Genomic DNA, 24,468 nt, shown 5'->3' with positions numbered 1-24,468 from the left:
TTATTCCCACCGGCGAGGAGACTTAAACAGAGGCCAGGCGATGAGGCCGCTACGGCTCGGCGCGATCGGCTGAGCGAATCCTGCGCCACCCGCGCCGCCGGTAGATGTATGGCGATTTCGCGCCCACGTATTCGATCACGACGCGCGGCGGGCGATCGAAAAGCGGCTTTCGGCGGATGGCCCGCCAGGCCAGCCTGCCCAGGTACAGCGCCCGCGTGAGGCGCGACGCGTTCCACAACGCGTAGGCGGTGGACGCCACTCGGAACAGCCGAAACGCGAGCCGAAGCCATCGCATCGAAACCCCTCCACGCTCCAACGATTCACCGATAGGTTGCGCTCGCGCCCAATGCTTCATCCGCGCCCACGAGCTTCTCCTCGCGCGAAGCCACCGCTTCCGCGATAAGCCCCTCCACGTCCATGCGGGCTTCCGCGCGCTCCAGATCGCGCAGTTTCGGATTCGTCTTCGGGTGCTTCGGCGCAAAGAGCGAGCAGCAGTCGTCAAACGGGAGAATCGAGATGTCGTACGTCCCCATCCGCTTGGCGAGTTCAATGATCTCGAGCTTGTCCTCCGCGATGAGCGGCCGCAGGATGGTGTGATCCGTAGCGCGATCGACCGCGTTCAGCGCGGAGAGCGTCTGGCTCGCGACTTGGCCGAGGCTGTCGCCCGTGACGAGCGCGCCGGCCCCAACTTCGTCCGCGATTCTCGACGCCGCGCGAACCATCATGCGCCGAAGCAGGATGGTCCTGAGCCCCTCAGGCGCAGATCGCTGGATCTCCGCCTGAATCGCCGTGACGGACACCAGGTGCAGCTTCATGGGCCCGCCCCACTTCGTGAGGATGGCCGCGAGATCCTCCACCTTTTGCTGAGCTCGCTCGCTGGTGAAGGGAAAGCTGTGAAAGTGAACGAGTTCCAGCGCCAGACCTCGCTTCATCGCCTTCCAGGCCGCCACCGGGCTGTCGATACCGCCGGAGAGCAGCACCAGTCCCTTGCCACTCATGCCGACAGGAAATCCGCCAAGCCCAGGCACGCGGCTGGGATACAGGTAGGCGGCGGACTTGCGGATATCGACTTCAATCACCACGTCAGGGCGGTGAACGTCCACGCGAATGTGCGGCAGCGCGCGCAGGATGGATGCCCCAACGGCCTTCTGAAGCGCCGGGCTGTCGAGCGGAAACCCTTTGAATCCGCGCCGAGCCTCCACCTTGAACGTGGACTTGTCCATGAGCTCCCGCTTGGCCACCTCGACGGCCGTCTGTTGAATGGCCGCCAGATCGAGCGGCGCGACAGCGACGGGCGAGATGGACGAGATGCCGAACACCTGCTGCAGCTTTTGCAGCGTCGCATCGACGGGGGCTCCGTTGAGTTGAACCACGATGCGCTGCTGGCTGCGCGTCACCTTCACGTCCGGCCATTGGGACAGCGCGCGCCGCACGTTGCGCTCCAAAAGCTGTTCCATCTCGGCGCGGTTTGCGCCTTTCGTCGTCAATTCGCCGTATCGAATCAGGAGATGATCGTATAACAAGTTCGGGTCCTCCTACCGAATGCCTAGCGCTTGTTTGATCCAAGCCGTCCGCTCGCGGACGACTTCGAGAGCGTGCTCGATCTCCGACATTCGAGTGCCAGGATGCCACGAGAACCGAATCGCCGCAAGTGCCAACTCCGGTTTCACGCCCATGGCCGTGAGCACATGGCTGGGCTCCCGCCCGTGTTTCCCGCTCGAACAGGCGCTTCCAGCCGAGACATACAGGCCTTTCTCCTCAAACGCATGCACCAGGATCTCGCCGCGCGCTCCGGGCAACGCCGCGCACAAGATGTACGGCGAGTGATGTTTCGGATTCATGAGCACATAGCCGAGTTCCTCGAGCCCACGCGCAAGGCGGTCTCTCTTGCGCTCTGCGTCCACATCGTTCTCCATGTCGCGGACCGCATGCAATGCGGCTTCCCCGAACGACAGCGCCCCGAGGACGTTTTCCGTGCCCGACCGCAGTCCGAATTCCTGGCCGCCGCCCACCACATGCGGCTTCAGCCGAAGGCTCGCATGGACATAGAGCGCGCCGACGCCCTTCAATGCCCCCAGTTTGTGCCCCGAAGCGGCGTACAGGTGGATACGAGTGCGCGCAAGCGACACCGGAATTTTCCCCAGCGCCTGCGTCCCATCGACGTGAAACACGACCTTTGGGTGCGCTTTGAGCTTGTCCGCAATCTGCTCCACGGGCAACACGGCCCCCGTCTCGTTGTTGACGTGCATCACAGAGACCAGCACGGTGTCGTCCCGCACGTGGCGCAGCACGTCTTCGGCGGACACATCGCCGCGATGGTCCGGGCGGACGTACGACACGTCGAAACCCTCGCGCTCGAGGTCCCCCATCGCCTCGCGGACCGCCGGATGTTCGATGGCCGTTGTCACGAGGTGGCGCCCGCGGTTGGCATAGGCGCGCGCGACGCCATAAATGGCGAGGTTGTTGGCCTCCGTGCCTCCGCCTGTAAAGACGAGGCGGCCGTCTCGCGCGCCGAGGCTCTGCATGACTTGGTCCCGCGCGTGCCGCAGAGCGCGCTCCGCGCGCATGCCCATCCGGTGAAGCGAGGACGGATTGCCGTAGATGTCCAACCACTCGGCCATCCGCTCTCGCACCTCGGGGCGCACCGGCGCGGTCGCCGCGTAATCGAAGTACAGCTCGTCCGCCACCTTCACTCCCCCCCTGAAGTCAGACGGCCGAGGCACCGACGCGCCTCGGCCGTGAGCGGATTTCGTGTCAGCGGTAAATGACTTCGTCAATCAATCCGTACGCCTTCGCTTCCTCCGCCGACATGAAATTGTCGCGGTCCGTATCCTGCGCGACCCGCTCGAGCGGTTGTCCCGTTCGTTCTGCCAAAATGCGGTTAAGGCGTTCCCTCGTCTTCAGGATGTGCCGAGCATGGATTTCAATATCCGAAGCCTGACCCCGCGCGCCCCCGAGCGGTTGGTGGATCATCACCTCGGAATTCGGAAGCGCGTACCGCTTGCCCTTTGCACCCGCTGCCAAGAGAACGGCCGCCATGCTCGCCGCCATGCCGACGCACATGGTGCTCACGTCGGGCTTGATGTGCTGCATGGTATCATATATCGCAAGGCCTGCCGACACCGATCCTCCCGGACTATTGATGTACATCTGGATGTCTTTGTCCGGATCATCCGCGGCGAGGAACAAAAGCTGCGCCACGACCGCGTTCGCGACATCGTCGTCGATGGGCGTACCCAAGAAGATGATCCGATCCTTCAGCAGGCGCGAGTAAATGTCATAGCTTCGCTCTCCTCGCGACGTCTGCTCGATTACGTACGGGATGAGACTCATGCGCTCAAGCCTCCTTTTCGTCTACGGTACTACAATAACCATTATGCCACGTCGTTGCCATTTCATCAAGGTAAGTCAAAGTCAATGCGGTTTCCAGCGCAGGCGTTTGCTCTCGGCATGCCAAGGCGCGATGCGCGGGATACTGTGGATATTCCCGCGAGAGGAGGATGGTCATGCAGCGCAACATTCATCCTGCGGATCGATACCTGCGCCTGGCCGCCGGGGTCGCGAGCTTGTCTTCAGCCGTCTATGGCCGCCGGCAATCCGCACTCACCCGAGCCCTGCTCGCAGGGTTCGGCGCGATGAAAATCGCGGAAGCCATCACGGGCTTCTGTCCGATGAAGGCATCGATGGAACGGATGGCCAAGCCCTCGGGTGATCCGGCCGAGGCGCCCCGCAAATGGATGGAAAAGGTTTCGACGACTGCGGGGAACAGCGTGAAACAGATCGCGGAAAAAGCGCAGGATATGGCGGCGAAGGCGGCCGATCGCGTCCAGGCGAAGTCGGACACCCCGATTCCAGACGAAGTGGCGGAGTTCCTTGTGGAAGGAAGCAACCGCGAGCCGAGCGATGAGGATAACGCCTGACGTGCGAGAAGACAGCCACCGCACAGGATGGCTGTCTTCTGCCACGTGCACACGAGCTCTTCTTCATTCCGCGCGCGCCCGCTGCGCCACATCGCGTTGAGGAAGGAAGCGGACGCCGTACTTTCCATTGCGCAGACGATACACCTCGACCTGAGTCGGACGGGCGGAGCGCCGAATCCGCTCGTCGGCTTCGACCCACATGACGGCACAATACGCTTCGAATTTGGTATCATATACGCCCGCGAAGTACACCCAATCGCCCATGCGCCTTCCCTCCCCTGCACGTAGTATGAGGCTCGGTCGGTGTGCAGACGCAGGGAATCGATGTGACGCATGGGAAAATGGCGTTCGCCTCATTTTCTTTCTCCGGGTCATTTGCTACAATATTTGCACCACTTCGGTGGTGGCGAAGCGCCGGTCGGTGTACGACCTACGGATCGCCTTTACATTGGAGCTTGTCCGTCAGAACGAGCGCGGTCGCGTGATACCAGGCGTATGATCCGTCAGGAGGAAACTCCGGCAAAGGAGTGAACGCGCGATGATGACGAAGGATGACATCCTGTTGCTCAAGACCAAGCTGCTCCCGCCCGGAGCAGAGGCCGTCATCGACTTTCTCGCTGCTCGCCATAGCCAACTGGAGTCGACGAACATCGTGCTGGAGAACGTGCCGCTTCTCATCATTGGGCGCCACGGCATGATCGCCCGCTTGCCGCTCAATGGCCGCATTAAAAAGGTGAGCCAGGCGGAGGAGATCCTGCCCGCTCTCCAGGCGTATTTCAACAGCGCGTCCTCGACCGACAAGCTGTTTGTCTTCATCAATCTACCGGAACTTCCGATTCCGCCGGAAGTGCAGCAAGTGCTGTCCGAGGTCGAAGCCCGGGCGATGCGCCGCGAGGAGATCCGGATGAAGATCGACCGCGCGCTCGACGAGCGGAATCGAGAAGCCTTCGACCGCGCGGTAAAGGAACTGGAAGAGCTGATGCGCGAAGAGGACTCGACCGTGGGTCCGGCGCCGAGTGCCACGTAGGTGTATAGAGGGGCTTCGCCCCGGTAACGCTGCGGATGAGAGGTGATGAGATGGATCGAGGAGTCATCTGGGAAAAAGCGTCGGAACTCGCCCGTCTCATCGCCGATTCCGAGCAGGCGCGGCGTTACCGGGACGCGAAGGCCAAACTCGACGGCTCGCCGGAAGCCCAGTCGTTGCTCCGCCGTTTCCGCGAACTCCAGGAGGCGGTCGCCGAATTTCAGGCGCGCCGCGTCCCGCCGATGCATTATCGGCACGTGATCGAAGAGGCGGATCGTCTACTGGCCGACATGCGGCGAATGCCGGAGATTGCGTCGTTCGAAGAGGCCGAGCGCGACCTCAACCAGCTGCTCGACGCCGTCTCGAGCCGACTGCAGCGAGGGTTGTCGTCGCCGCCGAATCGGTGAGCGCCGCCGGACGCGTTGACACCGTGGACACATGGTGTTATGTTGTTGCAAGCATGGCGCAGGCCAAATCTGGATTGCGGATGGGAATGAGACGGAATGGCTCATGACGAGTTTCTCGATCACGAGGACGAGGTCATCGTCCTGGAGGACGAAAACGGCGAAGAGCATCAGTTCGTGCTGGGCGAAGTCCTGACCGTCGACAACAAGGACTACGCGGTGTTGTTGCCGCTCGACGACTCCATGGAGGAAGGCGTCATTTTCCGCATCGACGGAGAAGACGGCGAGCAAATGGTCTTGTCCGAGATTGAGGACGACGAAGAATGGCAGCGAGTCGTCGATGCCTACAACGACGAACTGTTTGACGACAGCGAAGAAGAAGAGGAAGAGGATTGAGGTTTTCCTCTCCCCTAGGCCGTTTCGTGGTGTGAAACACCGCGAAGCGGCCTTTTTCATTCCGGCCTCCATCGATCCGACCCTACGCGCGCAAACATTCACCCCCAAGGAATCAGGGGCATAAATTGCCGCGAATTTCGAATATATAGGCATTGACACCGGATGGAGATTGTCTTTTCGAGCAACTTATTCTATCATGGAATTGAACCATTCAAGTCGCCGCCGCGATCGACGCGGCCAGAGAAAGGAGCCAGACCATGACCCCGAATGATCTCGACGCACTACTCCGTGAAACCCGCACCTTTGCCCCGTCCGAAGAATTTCGCCGCCAAGCGAATTACAAGGATGAAAGCATTTACGAGGAAGCTGCTCGTGATCCAGAGGGTTACTGGGCGAAACAAGCCGAACATATTACTTGGTTCCATGAATTTGAAAGCGTTTGCAGGTGGGATCCGCCGCACGCGCAATGGTTCATCGGCGGCAAGCTGAACGCCGCGTATAACTGCGTGGACCGTCACACCCTCACTCACCGCAAGAATAAGGCGGCCATCATCTGGGAAGGCGAGCCAGGCGACAGCCGCGTCCTCACGTACGACATGTTGCGCCGCGAAGTCGATAAGGCCGCACACATGCTCACCCAGCTTGGGGTCAAAAAGGGCGATCGCGTCACCATCTACCTGCCCATGGTGCCCGAGCTCCCCATTGCGATGCTCGCGTGCGCCAAAATCGGCGCCATGCATTCCGTCGTGTTCGGCGGATTTTCCGCGCAGGCGCTGAAGGATCGCATCCTGGACGCCGGCAGCAAGCTGCTCATCACGGCGGACGGAGGCTGGCGCCGCGGCAAGGTCATTCCGCTCAAGCAGAACGCGGACGAAGCCGTCGTGGGAACGCCCATCGAGAAGGTTGTGGTCGTCCAGCGGATCGGCGAAGCGGCTCAGGCAGCCATGGATCCGGCGCGAGACGTCTGGTGGCACGAAGCCATGCAGAGCGCGCCGACCAAGCCCTTCCCGGCTGAGCCCATGGACGCGGAAGACTACCTGTTCCTGCTCTACACGTCTGGCACCACGGGCAAGCCGAAGGGCATTGTCCACAGCACGGGCGGATACCTGGTGGGCGTCAACACGTCCATGCGGACCGTGTTCGATCTGAAGGACGAAGACGTGTTCTTCTGCACGGCGGACATCGGCTGGATCACCGGCCACACGTACATCGTGTACGGCCCGCTGTCGGCCGGCGCGACGGTCGTCATGTACGAGGGATCGCCCGATTATCCCGATCGCGACCGGTACTGGGCCATCGTCGAGAAGTACGGCGCGACCATCCTGTACACCGCGCCGACATCCATCCGCATGTTCATGAAATGGGGTCCCCAGTACGTCGAAAAGCACGATCTCAGCACGCTCCGGCTGCTCGGATCTGTCGGCGAGCCCATTAACCCGGAGGCGTGGATGTGGTACCACAAGTACGTCGGCCAGGAGCGGTGCCCCATCGTGGACACCTGGTGGCAGACGGAAACCGGTTGCGCGATGATCGCGCCTCTGCCAGGCATTATCACCACCAAGCCGGGTTCTGCCACCAAGCCCGTGCCCGGCATCTCCGTCGATATCCTTGACGACGACGGCAATCCGGTGCCGCCGGGGCATGGCGGAAATCTCGTCATCACCAAGCCCTGGCCGTCCATGCTGCGCACGGTGTGGGGCGATGACGAGCGCTTCCGCAAGACGTACTTCGAGAAGTTCGAGGGCATCTACCTGCCTGGGGACGGCGCGTACCGAGATCAGGATGGCTACTACTGGATTGTCGGACGGCTGGACGACGTGATCAACGTGTCGGGCCACCGCATTGGCACTGCGGAAGTGGAGAGCGCGCTGGTGGCTCATCCCGCTGTCGCCGAGGCGGCCGTGATCGGGCGCGCCCACGAAGTCAAGGGGCAGGCCATCACCGCGTTTGTCATCCTCAAAGAGGGCCACACCGGTTCGGACGATCTCGTCTCGGAACTGAAGCAATTCGTCGTCGAGCAAATCGGCGCCATGGCGCGGCCGGAGGAGATCATCTTCACGGCCGATCTGCCCAAGACGCGCAGCGGCAAGATTATGCGCCGCCTGTTGCGCGACATCGCGGAAGGCCGTGTGGTCGGCGACACCACCACCCTGGCCGATCCGGCCGTCGTGGAGCAACTGAAATCGCAGTACAAGGATCAGGAATGATGTGGGTGCGTGGCGTGCGCGGAATCCTGCGCCTGGAAGGAGGTGATCCGGCAGGCGCAGGACGCCCACTCGTCGTTTGCCGAGCCGTTGTCAACCCGTGAAAAGAGATGGAAAAGAGGGTGAACTGAATGTCTGATCAGGTCAAAATCGCAGATCCTGCTCCGCTCGGCCTCGCCGGATTTGGAATCACCACGTGCATTCTGAGCCTCATCAACGCGGGCGTGGCGAGCGCCGGAGCGCTCGGCGTCGTCCTAGGGCTCGCCATCGCGTACGGCGGCACGGCGCAGTTCATCGCCGGACTCTGGGAATTCCGAAAGGGCAACACGTTCGGCGCCACCGCGTTCTGTTCCTATGGCGCGTTCTGGTGGGCGTTTTACCTCATCAACAAGTTCGCGCCCACGGCAGGCCTGGGACTCTTCCTCCTGTTTTTCGGCATCCTCACGCTGTTCTTGTGGTTCGGCACCTTCTACCTGAACAAGGCGCTCTGGTTCGTGTTCCTGACGCTGTGGATCACGTTCTTCCTCCTCGCGGCGCACGCCTTTGGCATCATTGGCAGCAGTGCGGCCGGCGGTTGGATCGGCTTCATCTGCGGACTGAGCGCGCTGTACACGTCGTTCGCCACCGTGCTGAACGAGACGATGGGACACGTCTTCCTGCCCGTGGGGCAGCCGTTTGCCCAGAAGCGCACGTCGTCAGCTGGTGTAAGCGCTTAAGATTGGGTCAAGAAATCGCTTGTCCCCAAGTCGTCGGCACACCGTAACCATCGCGTCCGAGGCGGCCCTCGCCAGGCCGCCTTTTCGCGTTTGAACCGCTCCCATGTCCGCCTCAGCGCTCGTCGCCCGCAGGGTGCCCGCGCAATCCGCCCTCGAGCAACCTGCGCGTCTCCTCCACGTGGGACTGCATCACCCGTCTCACCCACGCCGCGTCGCCGGCGAGGATGGCCTCCGCGAGACTTCGATGCTGCGCGAGCGCGCCTCGCATGTCAGCGTCTCCGCGCTGCATCCGCTTGCGCATGACGAGCGCGAGCGTGAGCTGTACAAGGCTTCGCATCTCGTCCCACATTCGCAGGACGCGGCGATGGTTTGCCGCGCGTACAATGGCATCGTGATAGGCGAGGTCGAGATCGGAAAAGGACTGCCAGTCCCTCCGGGAAGCCGCCTCTTCCATGGCCAACACGAGGGTCGAAAGGGTATGGGCGAGCGATTCCCGCTCGGCGCGCGGCCGTTCACACACGCGCGACGCGGTGAACTGCTCAATGAGACTCCTGACGTCATACAGTTCCAACGCGTCCCCAAGGTCCAGCCCCACGACCCGCGCCCCGTTCCGGCCGAGCGAAATCAGGCCCTCGTGTGCCAACTGCCTCAGAGCCTCGCGTACCGGCGAGCGGCTGGTACCGAATCGGCGCGCCAACGCGTTTTCACTGAACACATGTCCACTGGGCCACTCGCCCCACACAATCTCCCTCCGAAGCACGTCCGCAATGACGTCTCCGAGCCTCCTTTCCCCTCCGGCGTTCCGCCTCACGGTACCCCTCCCTTTCGAACCCTTCAGACAGTTGACAGCGCCGCTTCAACCCTCTATCATCGACATCGCCCAAACTTACGAATGGTAAGTATGTGAGTGAAACGAGAGACACGGAGTGGAGGGAACACGATGTCCAACGTCCATTTGACTATCCTTTACTATAGTGCAACGGGGACCAACTATCGAATGGCGCAAATCGCAGCGGAAGCCGCGCGCGAGCTGGGCGCGGAGGTGCGGGTGCGCAAAGTCGCGGAACTCGCCCCTCGCGAAGTGATTGAGACGTCCCCGGCGTGGAAGGCGCATGTGGAGGCCACGGCGCACGTCCCCGTGGCCACGCCCGACGATGTCGCGTGGGCGGACGCCGTCATCTTCAGCGTCCCGAGCCGGTTCGGCAATATCCCATCGCAGATGAAGCAATTCCTGGACACGCTCGGCCCGCTGTGGGCCAAGGGATTGACCGCGAACAAGGTCGTGAGTGCCATGTCCAGCGCGCAGAACCCGCACGGCGGCCAAGAAGCGACCATTCTCTCGCTCTACACTTCGATGTATCACTGGGGCGCCATCATCGCCGCACCCGGCTTCACCGACGCATCCGCGTACGCCTCGGGCGGAAATCCCTATGGGACGAGCGTGACCTTGTCGGAAAACGGCGAGATCGACCCAGGCGCACAGGACGCAATTCGGCATCAGGCGCGCCGGACGGTGACCATCGCATCTTGGGTCAAACAAGGGCAGGCCGTGACGGTGTGACAAGGGGCCCGCGCGAGCGGGCCGCTTTTCTTCCATCGAGGTTCAGCGGAGAAAGTCGGGTTGTTTGAACCGGGGATTCGGATAGCGATAGAAACCCTCCCCGGACTCGCGGCCGAGCTTCCCCTGGTCGATCATCGCCTTGAGCTTCTCCGCGAGCTTCGCGTACTCCTCGTTCCGCGCCTTCGCCTTGCCGGACGCGATGTTGTACGCGGTCCGTATCCCCACCGTGTCCAGGATGGCGAACGGCCCCTCCTTCGCGCCCGTCGCAATCATCCACGTCTTGTCGATGGTCTCGGGATCCGCCACCTCGTTCACCCACAACATCTGGGCCGCCTCCAGAAAAGGAACGAGCAGCGAATTCAGAATGTAGCCCGGCTGCTCTTTGCGCAGCGGCAGCGGCACCATCCCGATGGCCCGCGCAAACTCGATCACGTCCTCAAACACCTGCTCGTCGGTTCCCGGATGGCGCATGACCTCCGCCGTGTTGTGCCGCCAAATGGAATTGGCGAAGTGCAGCGCAAGAAACTTCTCCGGCCGCCCCGTGGCCTCCGCGAATTGGCTCGGGAGAAGCGTCGAAGAATTGGTGGCGAACACCGTGTGCGACGGCGCGACGTTTGCCAGCCGTTCGTAAAACTCCCGCTTGACCTCCGGAATCTCGGGCACCGCCTCAATGACCAGATCCGCCTCGCGCACGGCGTCGGCGAGATGAGCCGTCAGGCGTATCCTGTCCATGGCCGCATCCACCTGCTCCTGCGAGGCGCCGAGATCCCGCATGTAGTTCGGTTTGAGCTTCTCGAGGCGATCTCGCACCTTGGCGAGTGCCTCGTCCGAGATGTCGTAGATGACGACCGGAAAACCATGGAACGCCGTTTGGTACGCGATTTGGCTCCCTAATACGCCGCCGCCCGCGACCGTGATGTTCCGAAACCGCATTTCTCCCACCCTCTCCTTCTCCGCATGCTGCTCTGCTGCGTCACGCGGGCGCGATGGCCACGCGTTCCCGCTCGACAGGTGCAGTCTTGTAGGCCATGGCGATCCCGACCGCCGCGATTCGCCGCTTGTCCACCCTTCGCACCGGGACGTCACAGGCGAACGCGGCGCGAAAAGGAAACGGTTTCAACCGGACACGGCCAGGCCCCGCCCACTGAACCTCGATAGGTTCGCCCATGGCGGATTCCAGCTCTCGAAACGGCCCCTGAAGCCACGGGACAAAGGGCCCTTCGCCGGAGCGCGGATCGCTCAGGCACACGTACAAGGATAGTTTATCGAGAAACTGGACAATGCGCACATCGCGCTCCACATCTCGTTCCGCCACGCCGAGATCCGCCAGGAGGCGCGCTTGGCGGGATCGCTCGCGCGCGAGGAAGGCCAGAGCCTCCGGATCCGTGGCATGCTCGAAGAAGGCGGCGTAATGCCGACTGGCAAGGAGGCCAGCGTACGGATCTCGAGCCTCGAGCTCGTCGACCCCGCAGTGATAATGAGCCAGTTTCCACGAATCAGGGAGGTCGAGAAACGAGTACGGCGTCCCGCGAGCGTCGTTCCACATGGGCACCTTGTCCATCCCGATCCAGGCCAGGTCGTGCTCCGCTACGCCCGTGAGGACCGAGGTGCGCCGACCGACGGTCGAGAACGCTTCGTCTCGCAGCCACGCGCCCATTTCGCCCGCGTGCAGGCTGTGATCGTACTGCGCAATCATCCGAAACGCGTCTCCCATGTCCACGACGATCACGTCGAACAGCCTCCATCGCCAAACAAAATGCCGCTTCTGGGAAGCGATGTTGAATCGCTTCGCCAGAGCGGCCCGCATTCCTGCCGCGAATTCACGACTTCACGGCCTCGGCGATGGCGCTTTCGAGCGCATCCTCGACGCGCGCTGCGGCGGGATCGAGGGCGGGATCGCCAATCCAGCCGATGAGCGACGTCGGTCTGGGAAACGCCACCTTCGTGCGCTCACCGTCCTGGTACAGCACGACCTTGCAGGGGAGAAAATACCCGACCTGAAGGTTTTGCGACAGCACCTCGTTCGCGGCCTTGGGGTTACACACCTCGAGAATTCGGTACGGCGTCGAAAACGGCATGCCCTTGGCGCTGAGCGTCTCGGGCACGTCCATTTGCCAGAGGACGCCGAACTGCCGCTTTTTCAGCGCCTCGGTGACTCGCTCGACCGTCTCGTCCACCGAATGCGGCGAATCGTAAACGCGAGCCCAGGTTTCGCTCATTCTCCATCCCTCCCATCGTTCCATACGGACTCCAGGGCTTGAAGCACGGCGTGTTTGGGCGCCAGTCCCTGAAGCCGCATCACCGGTATTCCCTCCCGAAACCCTATCAGCGTCGGAATGCTCATCACCCCGTACGCCTGCGCAACGCGCGGATGATCGTCCACGTTCAGCTTGCCCACAATCAGCTCGTCTTCGAACTGGCGGGCCACCGCCTCGACCACCGGAGCCATGAGCCGACATGGAGCACACCACGGAGCCCAGAAGTCCACGAGCACCGGTTTCGCGGCGTCGCGAAGGAGCGCAGTGAAGGACGCCTCAGATAGCGTCAACGTGGCCATTTCCACATCTCCGCCTTTCCCGAAGCGGCTGCCTCGTCAGGACGAGCGCCGCTTCGCCGCATTCCAGGCCATGATCCCGCCCGTGAGGTTGCGAACGTCCCGAAAACCGTGGCGTGCGAGCCACTTCGCCGCGCGAGCGCTCCGCGCACCGGAGCGGCACATGACGACCACGGGCTTATCCTTGTCCAATTCAGCGCTGCGATTCGGCAATTCGCCGAGCGGAATGTTCTTGAAACCCTGAATGTGGCCGCCCCGAAATTCCGAAGGCTCCCGCACGTCGACGAGCTGCGCGCCAGACTTTTTGTCTCGCAGGAGATCCTTCAACTCATCCGCCGAGATCGGCCGGACGCCCTTGGCGGGCAACGACCTCCAGATCCACAGGCCCACAATGGCCACGACCACGATGATCCAAATCCACGACATCGACATGTCTCACTCCTTATGGGCTTACCTCTTATACCTTACTGGGTATAGTATAAGACAAATCATGCAAAACAACAAGCGGCCGCGTGGGTCGTCGGCCGCGTCGACATGATGGGATTCATGAGCGAAGGCTCGCCTCGCCGCCTACGGAGAAATGAGCCGCCGCGCGGCCGTGCGGAGTTGTGGCGCAAGTACCGCTGCTGCGACGGCGAAGAACGCCACGGCCACCCCCGCGACCTTCGGCCAGGCAGCGGTGTCGAGCCACGCCACCATGCGTCCGCCCTTGGCGAACCACACCCACGCCAGGAGCATCTCCAGCGAAAGCCAAGCAAGCATATCCCTCTGCCCTCGGCCAAGCGTCCAGGCCGCCGACCAAACGGTGTTCCACGTTCCCACGAGGACGCTGACGAGCCACGCCAGAAGCTCCTCGCGCAGATCCGCGCCCCCTGCCACGCGCGCCGCCGGCAGATGCGCCCACAGGGCCACGCCCCCCAGCGCACCCGCGGCGAGCCACAGCCAAGTGCTCAGGCTCTCCGCCAGTGCAAATCCGACGATGACGCCCTCCTTGCGCACGGGCCAGCCGCGCGTCCAGTCCCCGAGGTGATCGAGAAGGCTCGCCACCGAGAAGCCGCAGAACATCGACCAAAGCCACGCGCCGCCGAGCATCCCGCCCTCAAGACGGGCGAACAGGAGATGAGGGTGGCGAGATGTCCATCCCAACGCCACCAAAGCCACAAACACGATGACTGGGCCGGAGAGGTGGACAAGCGCGGCCCTCCAAGCCGGTCTGGCACCGCTCGGCCACAGCACGCGCCCAAGCCTCATCCGAAAGATGGCGATGGCGGTGCGGACGAGATCGGCACCGATATGCGCCATCTGTGGGTTCGAATCGTGAGCACGCGAATCGGTGTCGAATCGATGGATGGAGCGCCGCGACGGTCCCATCTTTTCAGGGCGCGAGCGCGTCACCTCGTGCCCTGCCGCAAGGATCCACGTGCCGCGAGCGAGGCAACGCGTGCCGACGGCGGCGGAGACCATGCCATACGCCGCGTAGGCCGCCGCGAACACCATCCAATTCTCGTGCGTTCCGGACAAGGGACCACGCTTGGCGACGTCGTCGCCGATGAAAATGATCACGCCCGTCCACATCCCGTCGCCCAAAGTTCCCAGCCAACGATAGGCCGAGCTTCGCAGCGCGGCGAGTACGGCGGAAACACAGGCGAGGCCCACGTACGCAAGGGCTGCCGCAGCCAGGAGTGAAAACCACGTACCGCGAATCTGTGGATTCCGCATCAGCCCATACGCGGCATTGACACCGGCGGAGAGGGCTGCGCCAAGAAGGAGCCAGCCGAAAAGCCGCGCGTACGCCACCGCGGCGCGAGCGCACACCACCGTGACGCGCGAATACGGAAGCATCGCCGTCGCACCGAGTCCGTCTCCCGCACCGGCCCCGCGCGCGAGGGAAAAAGAACCGAAGAGGAGCCACATCGAGAGCGACGCGAGTCCTACGCGATCCGGCGAAGCGGAGGTGCTCGCCGAGATGGCCAGGCCCGCGGCCAGAGATACCCCCGCCGCGGCGAGGATCCACACGAGTCGCCGCTTCCATGGACTCCGGACTCCCCTTCCCCTGGACCACTCGAACCGCCACAGCGCGAGCCATCGAGCCGCCTGCGTCACGGCGAAAACACCTCCCGGTAGCGCGAGGCGACCGACAGGCCGCGCGCCCGGATGGCTTCGGCCGTCTCGTCCGCCGCAACGGAGCCATCCTTCAGGAAGAGGACGCGATCGAAGAGCGGCTCAAATTCGCGGACGTCGTGCGTGGCGACGATGACCGTGCGGCTCGCTTCACCGCACTCCCGCACGATGGCGGACGCAATGGTCTCCCGCGACAACAGGTCGATGCCCGTGAACGGCTCGTCGAGGAGCACGACGGGCGCCTCGCGCGCGAGGCACGTGAGGAGCCCCACGCGCACTCCCTCGCCGCGCGAGAGGCGGGCGATGGGGCGGTCTAGGCGCAGGGCGAGATCGTCCACGAGGCGGCGCTCGCGTTCCTCGCTCCAGTCGGGATAGAGCCGGCGAGCATAGGTGATCCACTCGCCGATGGTCAGCCAGCCAGGGAGATGTCCGCGCTCGGGCAAGAGCGCGGTGTGCCGCAGCGTCCGCCAGCCCGGCGGCTCACCGAGGACCCGGATGCGCCCTGTGTCGGGTGCGAGCACGCCCGCAAGGATTCGCAAGAGCGTCGTCTTGCCCGCGCCATTGGGTCCAAGAAGTCCCACCATTTCGCCGACGGGAATGCGCACGGTGACGTCGCGAAGGATGGGGCGCCCAGCGAACGTGAACCCTACCCCGTCACATTCAATGGCTGCTTGCATCGTCTTCCGCTCCTCCCTCCGCTTCGGCGCCCAGCCGAAGCAAATCTTCCACGCGCATGCCGAGATCGGCCGCGACGCGCCGCACGTGTTCAAACGCCTGCCGCGCAATGCGCGCTCGGGCCCGCGCCTCGACGCCAGACCCGCGCGCCACGAACGTGCCCTGGCCGCGAAACGTCTCGAGCAACCCGTCCTGTTCCAGCTCGGCGTACGCGCGCATGACGGTGTTTGGCGTCACGCGCAGATGCGCGGCGAGATCGCGCACGGAGGGCAGGCGCGCCCCGCCCGGCAGGCGCGAGGCGGCAATTTCGACCCGGAGGCGGTGCGCAATCTGCTCATACAGCGGCTGCGACGGATCGAGCTCCCACGCGGGAGGTTGCCAAGGCGGATCCAACGTCATGCCGATCCCCCCCTCGCAGCCTGGAATGTGTTAAGTGTATTAAATCACATGATACACTCAGAACGCAATCCCCCCGTGACTCGCCACAAGGCGGCCGAAGGTCGGAGCCCGGCCATGCCTTGTCGCAAGCCGCTTCGAGCCGAACCTCGACCGAAGGTGTTCGCGAGCGCGGCGGATGGGGATCACGCCTTCGGCCAGTAGGCATCTCCACGGACGACGTACCCAGGCAGCGCCATGGGCGGATGATGGTGAAACCGGGCGAGCACGGCCTGTGCCGAGATCGCGCCCATGTTTTCGGCATCCCAGTCGAGCGGCGACTGGATGATGGCCGCAATTTCCCCTGCGAGCGCATTGCGCTCAGCGTCCGACGAGCTCTTTGGCGGGTAAGGAAACATGAGCGACCAGAGCAGATCGGGAGGCAAGCTGCCGTGATTCACGAGGGTCGGATACAGGTTCCACGCAAATTGCTTGCCCGTCCGATACTCCGAAAAGGGCGGTACACCCGGAACGCTCACGCCGACCAAACTGTCCCAGTAGCTGGCGAGCGACTGCGCCGCCAACTCCACATCCAGGTTGAGCGCGTCGAGCGCCGCTTGGCCGGCGGATTCGACGTACGCCGAATCGGGCCCTTGAATGATGGGCGCCTGAAGGCGGAGGATGTCCGCATGGGCCGGGATGGCGGGCTTGGCCGGAAAAGATCCGATCCACTCACCCACCCCCACATACACCCTGTCGCCCTGGACCGCAAAGGTGGGCACCGTGAGATTCGGGGTGACCATCTCGATAAACGATCCGATGGAGTAGCTGCGTGGAATGGCGTACTGGACGGCCTGACCCGTTTTCGTATTGAACGCAACGAGGCGGTCCCACGTGCGATAACCCCACAGCGTCGCGAACGTGCCCCCTGGGAGTGGCGGCGACTCGGGACCCTTGAGAGCCACCCAGACCCAGTCCCCCACCTGGCCCAGAATGAGATTGTCCCACGCCCCTGGGGCGAAAGACGCTGGCGTCATGTCCGATCCATACATGGGAATGGCCGCTGGCCACGGGGGTCCCGGTCGGGTGCCCATTCGCACCGAGACCTTCACGGGATGCCCGCCCGTCGGCCATTGGTACGGGAAGACGAGCTGTACCGATCCGTCGTAGCGGGATTGGGCGCGCGAAGGCATCGTGCCGGCGCGCGTCAACACACCGGTGGCAGGTGTGAACCAGGCCACGTCCCACGTCTTCGCAAAGGTGACGCCCTCGCCTTGGAAGCGATCGTCCCGAATCCACAGCTTCAGCCGACCCTTGCCCGGGCGAATCCCCGCGATCACGGCCATGTCGCCGTACATCGACGCAATGGGCACAAAGTACCATCCCATCTCACCATGGCTGACGGACGTCCCCTGACCCTCCTGCCCCGTCGATGGCGCGATGGATGTCGTTTCCGACGGCGCGGTTGCACACCCCGAAACAGACAGGGCACACGCCAACACGACGCCCATGGTCCAACGCGTTCGTCCCACGTCTAGCCCCCCATCCAGCGGCGGTTCGATCGTCCATTCGGTCTCCAGCCGAAGGCTCAAGCCTCTGGTCAGACACGCGGCTCAAGCCTCCGGCACGTACAAGTGATTTCGGATGACGTACCCAGGAAGCGCGATGGGAGGATTGCCGTGAAACTGCGCCACGACCTGCTTCGGCGTCAGGGCCAGCACACCGTACGCGTCCGCCTGCAGGCGGCTCTGCAGCATGTTCAGGATGGCGCGGCCCATTTGTTCGCGCTCCGCGTCACTTTGCGATCCGGCCGGGAACGGGAAGCATAGGCTCCAAAGCAAATCGCTCGGCAGATCGCCGTGATTGAGGATGGCCGGATCCTGGTTCCACGCGCGCATCTTGCCGGTTTGATACGCCGAAAGCGGCGGTACGCCAGGCACATGCGCCCCCATCTCCGTATCCCAGTAGCTCGCGAGGAACCCGGCCGCCTGGCGCTCATCCGCCGCAAGGTCCGCCAGGGCGGCCCGGCCCTCCTGCGCCACGTAGAAACCGCTGGCCACCACCCGTACAGGGCTCGCGGCGCGCAACACTGTGGAGGCGCCTGCCGGTTCCGGGACAGCCGGGAAGCACCCCACCCATTCGCCCACCGCGACATAGACGCGATTTCCCTCGCGGGCGAATGAAGGCAAGACGGCGTTCGGCGTCACCATATCCACCCAGCTGCCGTAACCGTAGCTCCGAGGAATGGCGTACTCGACTGCCTGGCCTGTCACGACGTCAAACGCGACGAGCCGATCCCACGTGCGGAATCCCCACGTGATGGGCCACGCGTGCGGAGAAAACGGCGGATCCTTGGGCCCCTTCAGCGCCACCCAAATCCAGTTCCCGACCTGGCCAAGAATGACATTGTCCCACGATCCCGGCGGGAACGTCTCAGGATTGACGAGCGAGCCGTAGGTTGGAATGCTCGAAGGCCACTTCGCCGCGGGCTTCCCGCCCACCTCGACCGTCACCGGCACGGACACAAATCCGCTCGGGAAACCGCTCGAGAACTCGAGATGCACAGGCCCCGCGTACGTGCGCTGCGTTTGCGCAGGCAGGCTGCCCGCGGGTTGGAGCCGGCCCGTGGCCGGCGTAAACCACGCGGCGGCCCAGCGGTGACTCATGATCCACCCCTCGTGGTTGCGGACTTCTACGCGCACCGTGATCCGCAGGCGTGCGCCCTCCGGCTCGACGCCCGCGATCACGGCGAGATCGCCGTAAGCCTGGCCAATGGGCACCGCGTACCAACCAACGGCAGGCGTGGGCGAAACCTGGGCGGCGCCGGTTTGCGCGGGCTGCGATTCCGAGGCGGCGGTTGCGGCTTGCGCCGTGTCACCTGCTTGAGCAGATTTGGAGATCGACGCGGGTGCTGGCTGCGCGGTGGAGCTTAAGGCGCTATGTTGGACACTCGCCGCCCCGCTCGGCCCGCCCCCGGAAGATGAACCGCACCCCGCGAGGAGCGCGCTTAGTGCCATCACCCATGACGCACTGCTTATGACCTTGTTCATTGTGCGACCCTCCATGCCGACGCGCCGAGATCGCCGCAATGGAACCGGCGCGGAAAGTGAATTAAGACGCATGCGCGACGGACAACTCGTAGTTGAGGATGGTGGTCTCCAGGGCGTGCGGGACGCCCCGAATCTCCTCCTGGATGAAGGCCCAGTTGACGTTCGGACCATGCACAAAGATGGCAAGGCCGTTCGTGCCGTCTGCTAGCTCATACGCGAGAACGTTCGGACTGAGAAGGTCGCGGGCCGCGAACGTGGGCGACGTCACAGGGCCGAAGCTCTGGGCGTCCTGCGGCAAGAGCTGCTGCCAGTTCGGAAAGTACGCCATGACATCCTCGTCGATGCCGCCCATGGCCGACTCGATGAAGAACGTGAGCGCGCCGGTGCCGTCCTCGCTCGCGAGGTCGATGGCGTCGGAGGCGTCGGCGCCAACGCCTGCACGCGTGACCCACCAGCCCCGCGGTCCCAGCAGTTCCACCCCGCCGTCATTCATGCCGTCATTCAGAAAGTACACGCACAGGTCTGCCGTTTGATCCGAAGGGATGGTGAAGTGAACCGGGCGAAATCCTCCCGGCGGATAGGGCAGGAGCGACTGAGCGGGCGTGAACCCGTACTGCGCATTCACAATCGGAACGACGGGGATGCGCACCTGCTGTCCATCGCGCCCGATGAAGAGCACCGAATTATCGTCGTTCAGGAGGCTCTCATGGGCAGTGGACGACGGCTGCGAAGACCTCGCGGTCTCTTGGGCCGTGGCGTTGGCTGATGCGGACGATTTTTTTGGCTCCGCCGCATGCGTCGGATGCGCCGCGGTCTCGGGCTTGGATGCGTTCGCGACGTGCTCCACGGATGACTGCGGAGGACCGCCGCATCCCGCCAGGGAGGTGGCGAGCGCACCCACGAGCGCGAATAAGCGCGCATTGCGTCGCACGCCGACCATCCGCGCGCGTTTCCACGCCAATGGGATCTTCGAAGGTGGTAGCCGATTCACATGGAACGTCTCCCGTGCGCGGACGCATTTCGTTCGCGCGTCCGCCAAAATCGCCGAAGATTAAGAGAAGGTTCGACAACGCCACGAGAAATCCTCTCGCCCGAGGAAACAACGCCCATGGAAACCGAGGACGATGTGCGGTGGATGACGCTGCGAGTCGTTCCCGCGGCGATGGAGATGGGGTGACGCAGATGTGGAGAGAAAGAGGAGTGCCCAGTGACTGCCGGCGATCACGACTTTCGATGACCCCAGCACATTCGACACGAAAAGCCAAGCAGGGCAGCTGACCCTCTTGGGTCAACTGCCCTGCTCGCGAGGCAATCCATGGAGCCACCTGTCGGATTCGAACCGACGACCTGCTCATTACGAGGGACTTGGGAGCCACGTTGGCCCATGTCCCTCGACTTAAGTTGAGACCCGAAAAGCCTTGCTGTGACTGGGTTTTTTCGATTTAGGATATAAAGGAACTTGAGCTCAAGTTTGACAGTAAGACGCCTCATCCGAAGGTCCGAACCGCGCTACAGCGCGGTTTTTTCGCCGTTTAGGGGCGATTTGTTTGCGAAAATGTAGGTCAAACTTTTTGTGCATAATCGTTGCTATATTGGTATGTATGCTTTATCGTTGTGGATATAAATTCTCGCGGCGGTGATCCTCTTGTTCGCGCAAATTGTATCCACAAAGAAGCCCGACGGTAAGACCTACAAGTATCTCCACATCGTTGAGTCCTACCGTGAAGGTCGGACGGTCAAGAAGCGGCGTGTCGCAAGCCTAGGCAACATCAGTCAATATTCTGAGCGCGAAATCGAACAGATTATCCGGACCCTCGAGTCTCTCCTACAACATCGCACCACCGGTTCGCTCGAGGACTTCGAGGCCCAGCAGGTACTCCATTTCGGCGTTCCGTATGTGGTGCAATTTTTGTGGAACCAACTCGGGCTCACCGAGGCCATTCGTGACGCCCTGCGTGCCCGCGAGGTCACCTTTGATGTCGCGCGGTACGTCCAAGCCATGGTCATTCATCGGCTCGTCGATCCCTCGAGTAAGCTTCGCCTCTTTCACACGCTGGACGATCTCTATCTTCCCGACTGGGGCGGGGAGCCGTGGCAGCTTCAGCACTTCTATCGAGCGCTCGACTATCTTGTCGACATCAAGCCTCAACTGGAACGCGTGTTGTACGCGCGACTGACAGACTTGCTGAACTTCAGGCTCTCGTTGGTTCTGTACGACTTGACCAGCACTCATCTCCACGGGCACGCCTGTCCCTTAGGAGGGCATGGGTATTCGCGAACGCATCGCCCCGACCTCGAGCAGGTGGAGCTTGGGCTCCTGGTGACCCCTGAAGGCATTCCCATCACGCACGAAGTGTTCGCGGGCAACGTGTCCGACAAGCAAACCGTGCCGGACATCTTGAAACGTCTGAAGGAAGACTTTGCGGTCGAGCAGTGCGTGTTCGTGGGTGACCGCGGCATGGTCACGGAAAAGAACATGGCCCTGATGGCGGAGGCGGGATTCCCGTACATTGTCGGGTTCCACAAGCGCGGGCGCATCGTGAGCGACGCGTTGCTGGAACAGTTTGCAGACGTCAACGCCTACCACGAACTGAAAGACAACCTGCGCTACCTCGAGGTGCCCGCCGCAAGCGTGGACGACGTCGAAAAGGCCGAAGGCGTCCGATACATCCTTTGCTACAACCCGGAGAAAGCGCGTCAGGATGCCGCGTTTCGGGAGAGCGCGCTGGAGGAGGCTGAAACGGGTCTGAAAGCTTTGGCGGAGAGCTTGGCGAAACCGAAGCGCGGCCGAAAGCCGACCGACAAAGGCGTCATGCTCAAGGTGGCGGACCTGTTGACCAGAAAAGGGGTTGAAGCGTTTTTTCAGGTCGATTACAAGGACGGCATCCTGACGTATCGGCGCGATGAGGACGCCATCACCAAGGAAGCACTGCGCGACGGAAAGTTCCTGATTCGAACCAATACGGATTTGCCTGCAGCCGACGTGGTCCAATCGTACAAGACGTTGATGGGGATCGAACGTGCGTTTCACCAAATCAAAAACTTCCTGGATGTCGGGCCGATCTATCACTGGAATGAGCAGCGGGTTCGCGGGCACATCTTCGTCTGCGTGCTGGCCTACCTCTTCGAGCAGGAGATGCAAGTGCTCTATCGCCGCCAATGGGCCCACGACAAGGCAGTGGCGGAAAGCCTTGCATGCGTTGAAGAGCAGGCCAAGGTGCTAGCCGAACTCGAGTCGCGGTGGTACACCGGCGAAGCCATCGTACGGGAGCTGAGACGCTGGAAAGCGGTGCGCGCCACATTCTTGGACAAGGAGTTCGTCAGTGTGACCAAAGCGACGGACCAGGCGAAGGCCATCCTCACGAGCCTGGGCATTCCGACGCCAAACAAGACCTTGTCGGTGACGAAAGTCCCATCCATGACGCCGGACGAGTAACGGCACAAGATGTCACAAGACGAATAGCACTCCAACGAGCCCCGCAGCGACGCGGGGCTAACGTGCGTGTGGTACAAACTTGCCCCTACAATCCGCGTCATATCAAGGGTACTGTCAAACTTGAGCTTGAGCGTAGTTTTGGAGAAATCGTTAGAGTTGACACACTTAGTGACACACCTGAACCGCTCACGACCACCAATGTGTGTACTTCCATCAATCCGTATTACCCCCGCACTCCCGGTTAATCGGATTATACACACCGTTTTTGATGTGATGCGGGATGTGCGAAGCGAAGCCTCGTTCATTGTGACGCCGTACCCTCGATGCGTGACACGCCTTGTCGCCGCCACTCGTCTACAACAGTTTCAATATTCACATCATCTATAGCGTCGCCCCAAATTTCAGTGAAGATAATATCGTTGCTGTTTGGAGCCGGATTTGGTCTGTCCAGCTTAATCCGAGTAGGCATCGTCACTGCCTCACCTAAGAACATTGCTTCACCTCTTCTAAGTGCCGCGAATACATCGGCTATCCCGCGAAGAGAATCTGGCAAGAGTGCTCTTACATAGGATTGATCATCCGGATTGGTCAGACGCATGCATATGAATGTATTGCACTGGGATAGTATCGTTGCTGACAAATCACGTGGACGCTGGCTCGTAACAAGGAGTCCTACCCCGTATTTTCTCCCCTCCTTAGCTATGCGTTCTGCCGCCAATCTTGCAGGAAGTTGACTAGGATCTTTGTCATTCAGGTAAATATGCGCTTCATCACAAACTACATAAATCGGATACGCCTTGTCTAAAGCACGGCGATGCCAGTAGGCAAATTCAAAACTGACACGCAAGAGAAGCGAGATGACCGAAGCTCGTACATCAAAAGGAATTGAACTGACATCAATAACTGTTACCTTTTTCCTATCTCTTCCCTCTCCTAGAATCCTCTCCATTAACGCTACCAGGGAATTCGACGAACGAAACCGTTTAGGCTTGAATATTAGGTCATATCGTTTGTCATTAAGTCTACTCTCAACCCTTGTTATCATTCGAGTAAAATGACCATAAAACGGACCATGTCTTAACTTTCCCTGTGCCCCTGGTTCCATAGCTGTATCCAGACTGCGGAGTTCATCTATGACCTTCTCCACATCAAAATATATTGGAGTGTCTAAAGTGACCTTTGGCAATCCCAGTTGTTCCTGATGGGCAGAATTTTCCTTATATTTTTGAAGAATCTGCCTAAACATTGCGATTTGATTTGGTGCTTCTCTCTCACCGCGATCAATAAATAGATTTACCAGTTCTTCAAAATTCATTAACCAGTAGGGAAGCTCTATGTCCTCGCCACTTAGATATGCAGCATCGCTGCCAAACACATCTTCATATTCTCCATGAAGGTCTAATAAAATTATGGTGGTTCTCGGTAGTTGAATTATCTTCTGCAAAATGGAAGACACAGCCCAAGACTTTCCGCCACCTGTTTGTCCCAATATCGCCGCATGACGACCAATGAACGTGTTGATATTGATGAATGCCCTTTGTTCCGGGACGACTGAAAGTTGTCCCACGGGCAAATCCCCAACTCCGTTAGATGAATAAACTTTTTTGATCTTTTCCGAGGTGACAGCGTACGCCAGCGAGCCGATCGTAGGCAAGAAATCTGTCCCACGTTCAAAGACACCTGCTACATCAAACGTTCCAATCGGAATGGCTTCCAACGTTCGTTGAACCTGCAGAACTGGATATTCAGTGAACGCCGTTGTATTCTTACTCACACCGTGAAGGAGGACTGGATTCATTTGTATTTCGGTCACCATACAGAGCAATCTGCCCTGTGGAATTGACACTTCAACGAATCCACCGGGCTGGCCAATCATAAGGGCAAGAGGCCCGTCGTTTGACGGCAGATTAATTATCATGTTGTCATCGACGCCTGATTCAGTACCATCCACATCAACCTTGTGATCAGCCAGTTGGATTGTCAAGGATGAATTCTTAACCGCAATTACCTGTCCGATTACATAGTCCATTAG

26 protein-coding genes are annotated in these 24,468 nt (G+C 61.5%); 8 read left to right on the top strand and 18 right to left on the bottom strand.

The features are described from left to right. Positions 1-49: 49 nt before the first annotated feature. The 4 genes from AACI_RS06260 to clpP form a co-directional block, all read right to left on the bottom strand. Complete coding sequence (locus tag AACI_RS06260) at positions 50-295, bottom strand: hypothetical protein (RefSeq protein ID WP_012810632.1); 246 nt, start codon at positions 293-295, stop codon at positions 50-52. A gap of 25 nt (positions 296-320) precedes the next feature. After that, positions 321-1,523: a tRNA uracil 4-sulfurtransferase ThiI gene (thiI, locus tag AACI_RS06255; RefSeq protein WP_012810631.1), complete on the bottom strand. Its 1,203-nt coding sequence runs from the start codon at positions 1,521-1,523 to the stop codon at positions 321-323. A gap of 12 nt (positions 1,524-1,535) precedes the next feature. Then, entirely contained in the window at positions 1,536-2,687 is a 1,152-nt protein-coding gene (locus tag AACI_RS06250) for a cysteine desulfurase family protein (RefSeq protein ID WP_012810630.1), read from the bottom strand. A 67-nt stretch (positions 2,688-2,754) separates the two neighbouring features. After that, positions 2,755-3,333, bottom strand: a complete 579-nt coding sequence (clpP, locus tag AACI_RS06245; protein WP_008339574.1) for an ATP-dependent Clp endopeptidase proteolytic subunit ClpP — start codon at positions 3,331-3,333, stop codon at positions 2,755-2,757. Between the two features lie 173 nt (positions 3,334-3,506). Between clpP and AACI_RS06240 the strand changes: the two genes are divergently transcribed. Next, positions 3,507-3,920 carry a YgaP family membrane protein gene (locus AACI_RS06240; protein WP_012810629.1) on the top strand — a complete coding sequence of 138 codons (414 nt, stop codon included), beginning with the start codon at positions 3,507-3,509 and terminating at the stop codon, positions 3,918-3,920. A gap of 63 nt (positions 3,921-3,983) precedes the next feature. Here AACI_RS06240 and AACI_RS06235 read toward each other — a convergent pair whose 3' ends face one another. Beyond that, positions 3,984-4,184, bottom strand: a complete 201-nt coding sequence (locus AACI_RS06235) for a hypothetical protein (protein WP_012810628.1) — start codon at positions 4,182-4,184, stop codon at positions 3,984-3,986. Between the two features lie 274 nt (positions 4,185-4,458). On the opposite strand from AACI_RS06235, the gene AACI_RS06230 reads away from it, so the two are divergent. The 5 genes from AACI_RS06230 to AACI_RS06210 all read left to right on the top strand — a co-directional run bounded on the left by AACI_RS06230 (position 4,459) and on the right by AACI_RS06210 (position 8,664). Next, positions 4,459-4,947 carry an IDEAL domain-containing protein gene (locus AACI_RS06230; RefSeq protein WP_012810627.1) on the top strand — a complete coding sequence of 163 codons (489 nt, stop codon included), beginning with the start codon at positions 4,459-4,461 and terminating at the stop codon, positions 4,945-4,947. Positions 4,948-4,997: 50 nt separating this feature from the next. Then, positions 4,998-5,351: a YlbF family regulator gene (locus AACI_RS06225; protein WP_012810626.1), complete on the top strand. Its 354-nt coding sequence runs from the start codon at positions 4,998-5,000 to the stop codon at positions 5,349-5,351. 96 nt (positions 5,352-5,447) lie between these two features. Beyond that, entirely contained in the window at positions 5,448-5,744 is a 297-nt protein-coding gene (locus AACI_RS06220) for a DUF1292 domain-containing protein (RefSeq protein ID WP_012810625.1), read from the top strand. Between the two features lie 257 nt (positions 5,745-6,001). Beyond that, positions 6,002-7,951, top strand: coding sequence for an acetate--CoA ligase (gene acs, locus AACI_RS06215; RefSeq protein ID WP_012810624.1), 1,950 nt, complete (start codon positions 6,002-6,004; stop codon positions 7,949-7,951). Positions 7,952-8,079: 128 nt separating this feature from the next. Beyond that, complete coding sequence (locus AACI_RS06210; protein ID WP_012810623.1) at positions 8,080-8,664, top strand: acetate uptake transporter; 585 nt, start codon at positions 8,080-8,082, stop codon at positions 8,662-8,664. Between the two features lie 112 nt (positions 8,665-8,776). On the opposite strand, the gene AACI_RS06205 is transcribed toward AACI_RS06210, so the two are convergent. After that, positions 8,777-9,475, bottom strand: coding sequence for a GntR family transcriptional regulator (locus tag AACI_RS06205; protein ID WP_012810622.1), 699 nt, complete (start codon positions 9,473-9,475; stop codon positions 8,777-8,779). Positions 9,476-9,604: 129 nt separating this feature from the next. Here AACI_RS06205 and wrbA point away from each other — a divergent pair, with 129 nt between their 5' ends. After that, positions 9,605-10,225 carry an NAD(P)H:quinone oxidoreductase type IV gene (wrbA, locus tag AACI_RS06200; protein WP_012810621.1) on the top strand — a complete coding sequence of 207 codons (621 nt, stop codon included), beginning with the start codon at positions 9,605-9,607 and terminating at the stop codon, positions 10,223-10,225. Between the two features lie 42 nt (positions 10,226-10,267). Here the strand turns inward: wrbA and AACI_RS06195 are convergent, their stop codons facing one another. The 11 genes from AACI_RS06195 to AACI_RS06145 all read right to left on the bottom strand — a co-directional run bounded on the left by AACI_RS06195 (position 10,268) and on the right by AACI_RS06145 (position 19,991). Then, the gene (locus AACI_RS06195) at positions 10,268-11,158 is read right to left on the bottom strand and encodes a 3-hydroxyacyl-CoA dehydrogenase (protein WP_012810620.1); all 891 of its coding nucleotides are present in this window, start codon (positions 11,156-11,158) and stop codon (positions 10,268-10,270) included. Between the two features lie 40 nt (positions 11,159-11,198). Beyond that, the gene (locus AACI_RS06190; protein WP_012810619.1) at positions 11,199-11,954 is read right to left on the bottom strand and encodes a DUF3891 family protein; all 756 of its coding nucleotides are present in this window, start codon (positions 11,952-11,954) and stop codon (positions 11,199-11,201) included. A gap of 91 nt (positions 11,955-12,045) precedes the next feature. Next, positions 12,046-12,444, bottom strand: a complete 399-nt coding sequence (locus AACI_RS06185) for a DUF302 domain-containing protein (protein ID WP_012810618.1) — start codon at positions 12,442-12,444, stop codon at positions 12,046-12,048. Then, a complete protein-coding gene (trxA, locus tag AACI_RS06180) occupies positions 12,441-12,782 on the bottom strand; it encodes a thioredoxin (protein WP_012810617.1) in 342 nt (113 codons plus the stop codon). Before trxA ends, AACI_RS06185 begins: the two co-directional genes overlap by 4 nt. A gap of 36 nt (positions 12,783-12,818) precedes the next feature. Continuing rightward, the gene (locus tag AACI_RS06175) at positions 12,819-13,205 is read right to left on the bottom strand and encodes a rhodanese-like domain-containing protein (protein ID WP_041708030.1); all 387 of its coding nucleotides are present in this window, start codon (positions 13,203-13,205) and stop codon (positions 12,819-12,821) included. 144 nt (positions 13,206-13,349) lie between these two features. Continuing rightward, positions 13,350-14,882 carry a hypothetical protein gene (locus AACI_RS06170; RefSeq protein WP_012810615.1) on the bottom strand — a complete coding sequence of 511 codons (1,533 nt, stop codon included), beginning with the start codon at positions 14,880-14,882 and terminating at the stop codon, positions 13,350-13,352. Beyond that, on the bottom strand, positions 14,879-15,577 hold the full coding sequence (locus AACI_RS06165) for an ABC transporter ATP-binding protein (RefSeq protein WP_012810614.1): 699 nt from the start codon (positions 15,575-15,577) through the stop codon (positions 14,879-14,881). The genes AACI_RS06170 and AACI_RS06165 overlap by 4 nt, the downstream gene beginning before the upstream one ends. After that, complete coding sequence (locus tag AACI_RS06160; RefSeq protein WP_012810613.1) at positions 15,561-15,974, bottom strand: GntR family transcriptional regulator; 414 nt, start codon at positions 15,972-15,974, stop codon at positions 15,561-15,563. The genes AACI_RS06165 and AACI_RS06160 overlap by 17 nt, the downstream gene beginning before the upstream one ends. Before the next feature lie 182 nt (positions 15,975-16,156). Next, entirely contained in the window at positions 16,157-17,482 is a 1,326-nt protein-coding gene (locus AACI_RS06155; RefSeq protein WP_012810612.1) for a hypothetical protein, read from the bottom strand. Between the two features lie 81 nt (positions 17,483-17,563). After that, on the bottom strand, positions 17,564-19,000 hold the full coding sequence (locus tag AACI_RS06150; protein ID WP_012810611.1) for a hypothetical protein: 1,437 nt from the start codon (positions 18,998-19,000) through the stop codon (positions 17,564-17,566). Between the two features lie 61 nt (positions 19,001-19,061). Beyond that, complete coding sequence (locus AACI_RS06145; protein ID WP_012810610.1) at positions 19,062-19,991, bottom strand: DUF4850 domain-containing protein; 930 nt, start codon at positions 19,989-19,991, stop codon at positions 19,062-19,064. 645 nt (positions 19,992-20,636) lie between these two features. Here AACI_RS06145 and AACI_RS06140 point away from each other — a divergent pair. Next, a complete protein-coding gene (locus AACI_RS06140) occupies positions 20,637-22,436 on the top strand; it encodes an IS1634 family transposase (protein ID WP_449224036.1) in 1,800 nt (599 codons plus the stop codon). Positions 22,437-22,737: 301 nt separating this feature from the next. On the opposite strand, the gene AACI_RS06135 is transcribed toward AACI_RS06140, so the two are convergent. Further along, on the bottom strand, positions 22,738-24,465 hold the full coding sequence (locus tag AACI_RS06135) for an ATP-binding protein (protein ID WP_012810608.1): 1,728 nt from the start codon (positions 24,463-24,465) through the stop codon (positions 22,738-22,740). Positions 24,466-24,468 lie beyond the last annotated feature (3 nt).

It is taken from the genome of Alicyclobacillus acidocaldarius subsp. acidocaldarius DSM 446, assembly GCF_000024285.1.
Classification (GTDB): domain Bacteria; phylum Bacillota; class Bacilli; order Alicyclobacillales; family Alicyclobacillaceae; genus Alicyclobacillus; species Alicyclobacillus acidocaldarius.
Note: the sequence above shows the minus strand (reverse complement) of the source record. Positions and strands in the feature narration are given on the sequence as shown.

What these genes read in the sequence shown, in the direction of transcription:
- AACI_RS06260 (WP_012810632.1), bottom strand. Translation starts at nt 295, where the DNA reads ATGCGATGGCTTCGGCTCGCGTTTCGGCTGTTCCGAGTGGCGTCCACC.
- AACI_RS06185 (WP_012810618.1), bottom strand. Translation starts at nt 12,444, where the DNA reads ATGAGCGAAACCTGGGCTCGCGTTTACGATTCGCCGCATTCGGTGGAC.
- clpP (WP_008339574.1), bottom strand. Translation starts at nt 3,333, where the DNA reads ATGAGTCTCATCCCGTACGTAATCGAGCAGACGTCGCGAGGAGAGCGA.
- AACI_RS06160 (WP_012810613.1), bottom strand. Translation starts at nt 15,974, where the DNA reads ATGACGTTGGATCCGCCTTGGCAACCTCCCGCGTGGGAGCTCGATCCG.
- trxA (WP_012810617.1), bottom strand. Translation starts at nt 12,782, where the DNA reads ATGGCCACGTTGACGCTATCTGAGGCGTCCTTCACTGCGCTCCTTCGC.
- AACI_RS06150 (WP_012810611.1), bottom strand. Translation starts at nt 19,000, where the DNA reads ATGAACAAGGTCATAAGCAGTGCGTCATGGGTGATGGCACTAAGCGCG.
- AACI_RS06195 (WP_012810620.1), bottom strand. Translation starts at nt 11,158, where the DNA reads ATGCGGTTTCGGAACATCACGGTCGCGGGCGGCGGCGTATTAGGGAGC.
- AACI_RS06230 (WP_012810627.1), top strand. Translation starts at nt 4,459, where the DNA reads ATGATGACGAAGGATGACATCCTGTTGCTCAAGACCAAGCTGCTCCCG.
- AACI_RS06225 (WP_012810626.1), top strand. Translation starts at nt 4,998, where the DNA reads ATGGATCGAGGAGTCATCTGGGAAAAAGCGTCGGAACTCGCCCGTCTC.
- AACI_RS06175 (WP_041708030.1), bottom strand. Translation starts at nt 13,205, where the DNA reads ATGTCGTGGATTTGGATCATCGTGGTCGTGGCCATTGTGGGCCTGTGG.
- AACI_RS06235 (WP_012810628.1), bottom strand. Translation starts at nt 4,184, where the DNA reads ATGGGCGATTGGGTGTACTTCGCGGGCGTATATGATACCAAATTCGAA.
- AACI_RS06165 (WP_012810614.1), bottom strand. Translation starts at nt 15,577, where the DNA reads ATGCAAGCAGCCATTGAATGTGACGGGGTAGGGTTCACGTTCGCTGGG.
- AACI_RS06240 (WP_012810629.1), top strand. Translation starts at nt 3,507, where the DNA reads ATGCAGCGCAACATTCATCCTGCGGATCGATACCTGCGCCTGGCCGCC.
- wrbA (WP_012810621.1), top strand. Translation starts at nt 9,605, where the DNA reads ATGTCCAACGTCCATTTGACTATCCTTTACTATAGTGCAACGGGGACC.
- AACI_RS06135 (WP_012810608.1), bottom strand. Translation starts at nt 24,465, where the DNA reads ATGGACTATGTAATCGGACAGGTAATTGCGGTTAAGAATTCATCCTTG.
- AACI_RS06220 (WP_012810625.1), top strand. Translation starts at nt 5,448, where the DNA reads ATGGCTCATGACGAGTTTCTCGATCACGAGGACGAGGTCATCGTCCTG.
- acs (WP_012810624.1), top strand. Translation starts at nt 6,002, where the DNA reads ATGACCCCGAATGATCTCGACGCACTACTCCGTGAAACCCGCACCTTT.
- AACI_RS06210 (WP_012810623.1), top strand. Translation starts at nt 8,080, where the DNA reads ATGTCTGATCAGGTCAAAATCGCAGATCCTGCTCCGCTCGGCCTCGCC.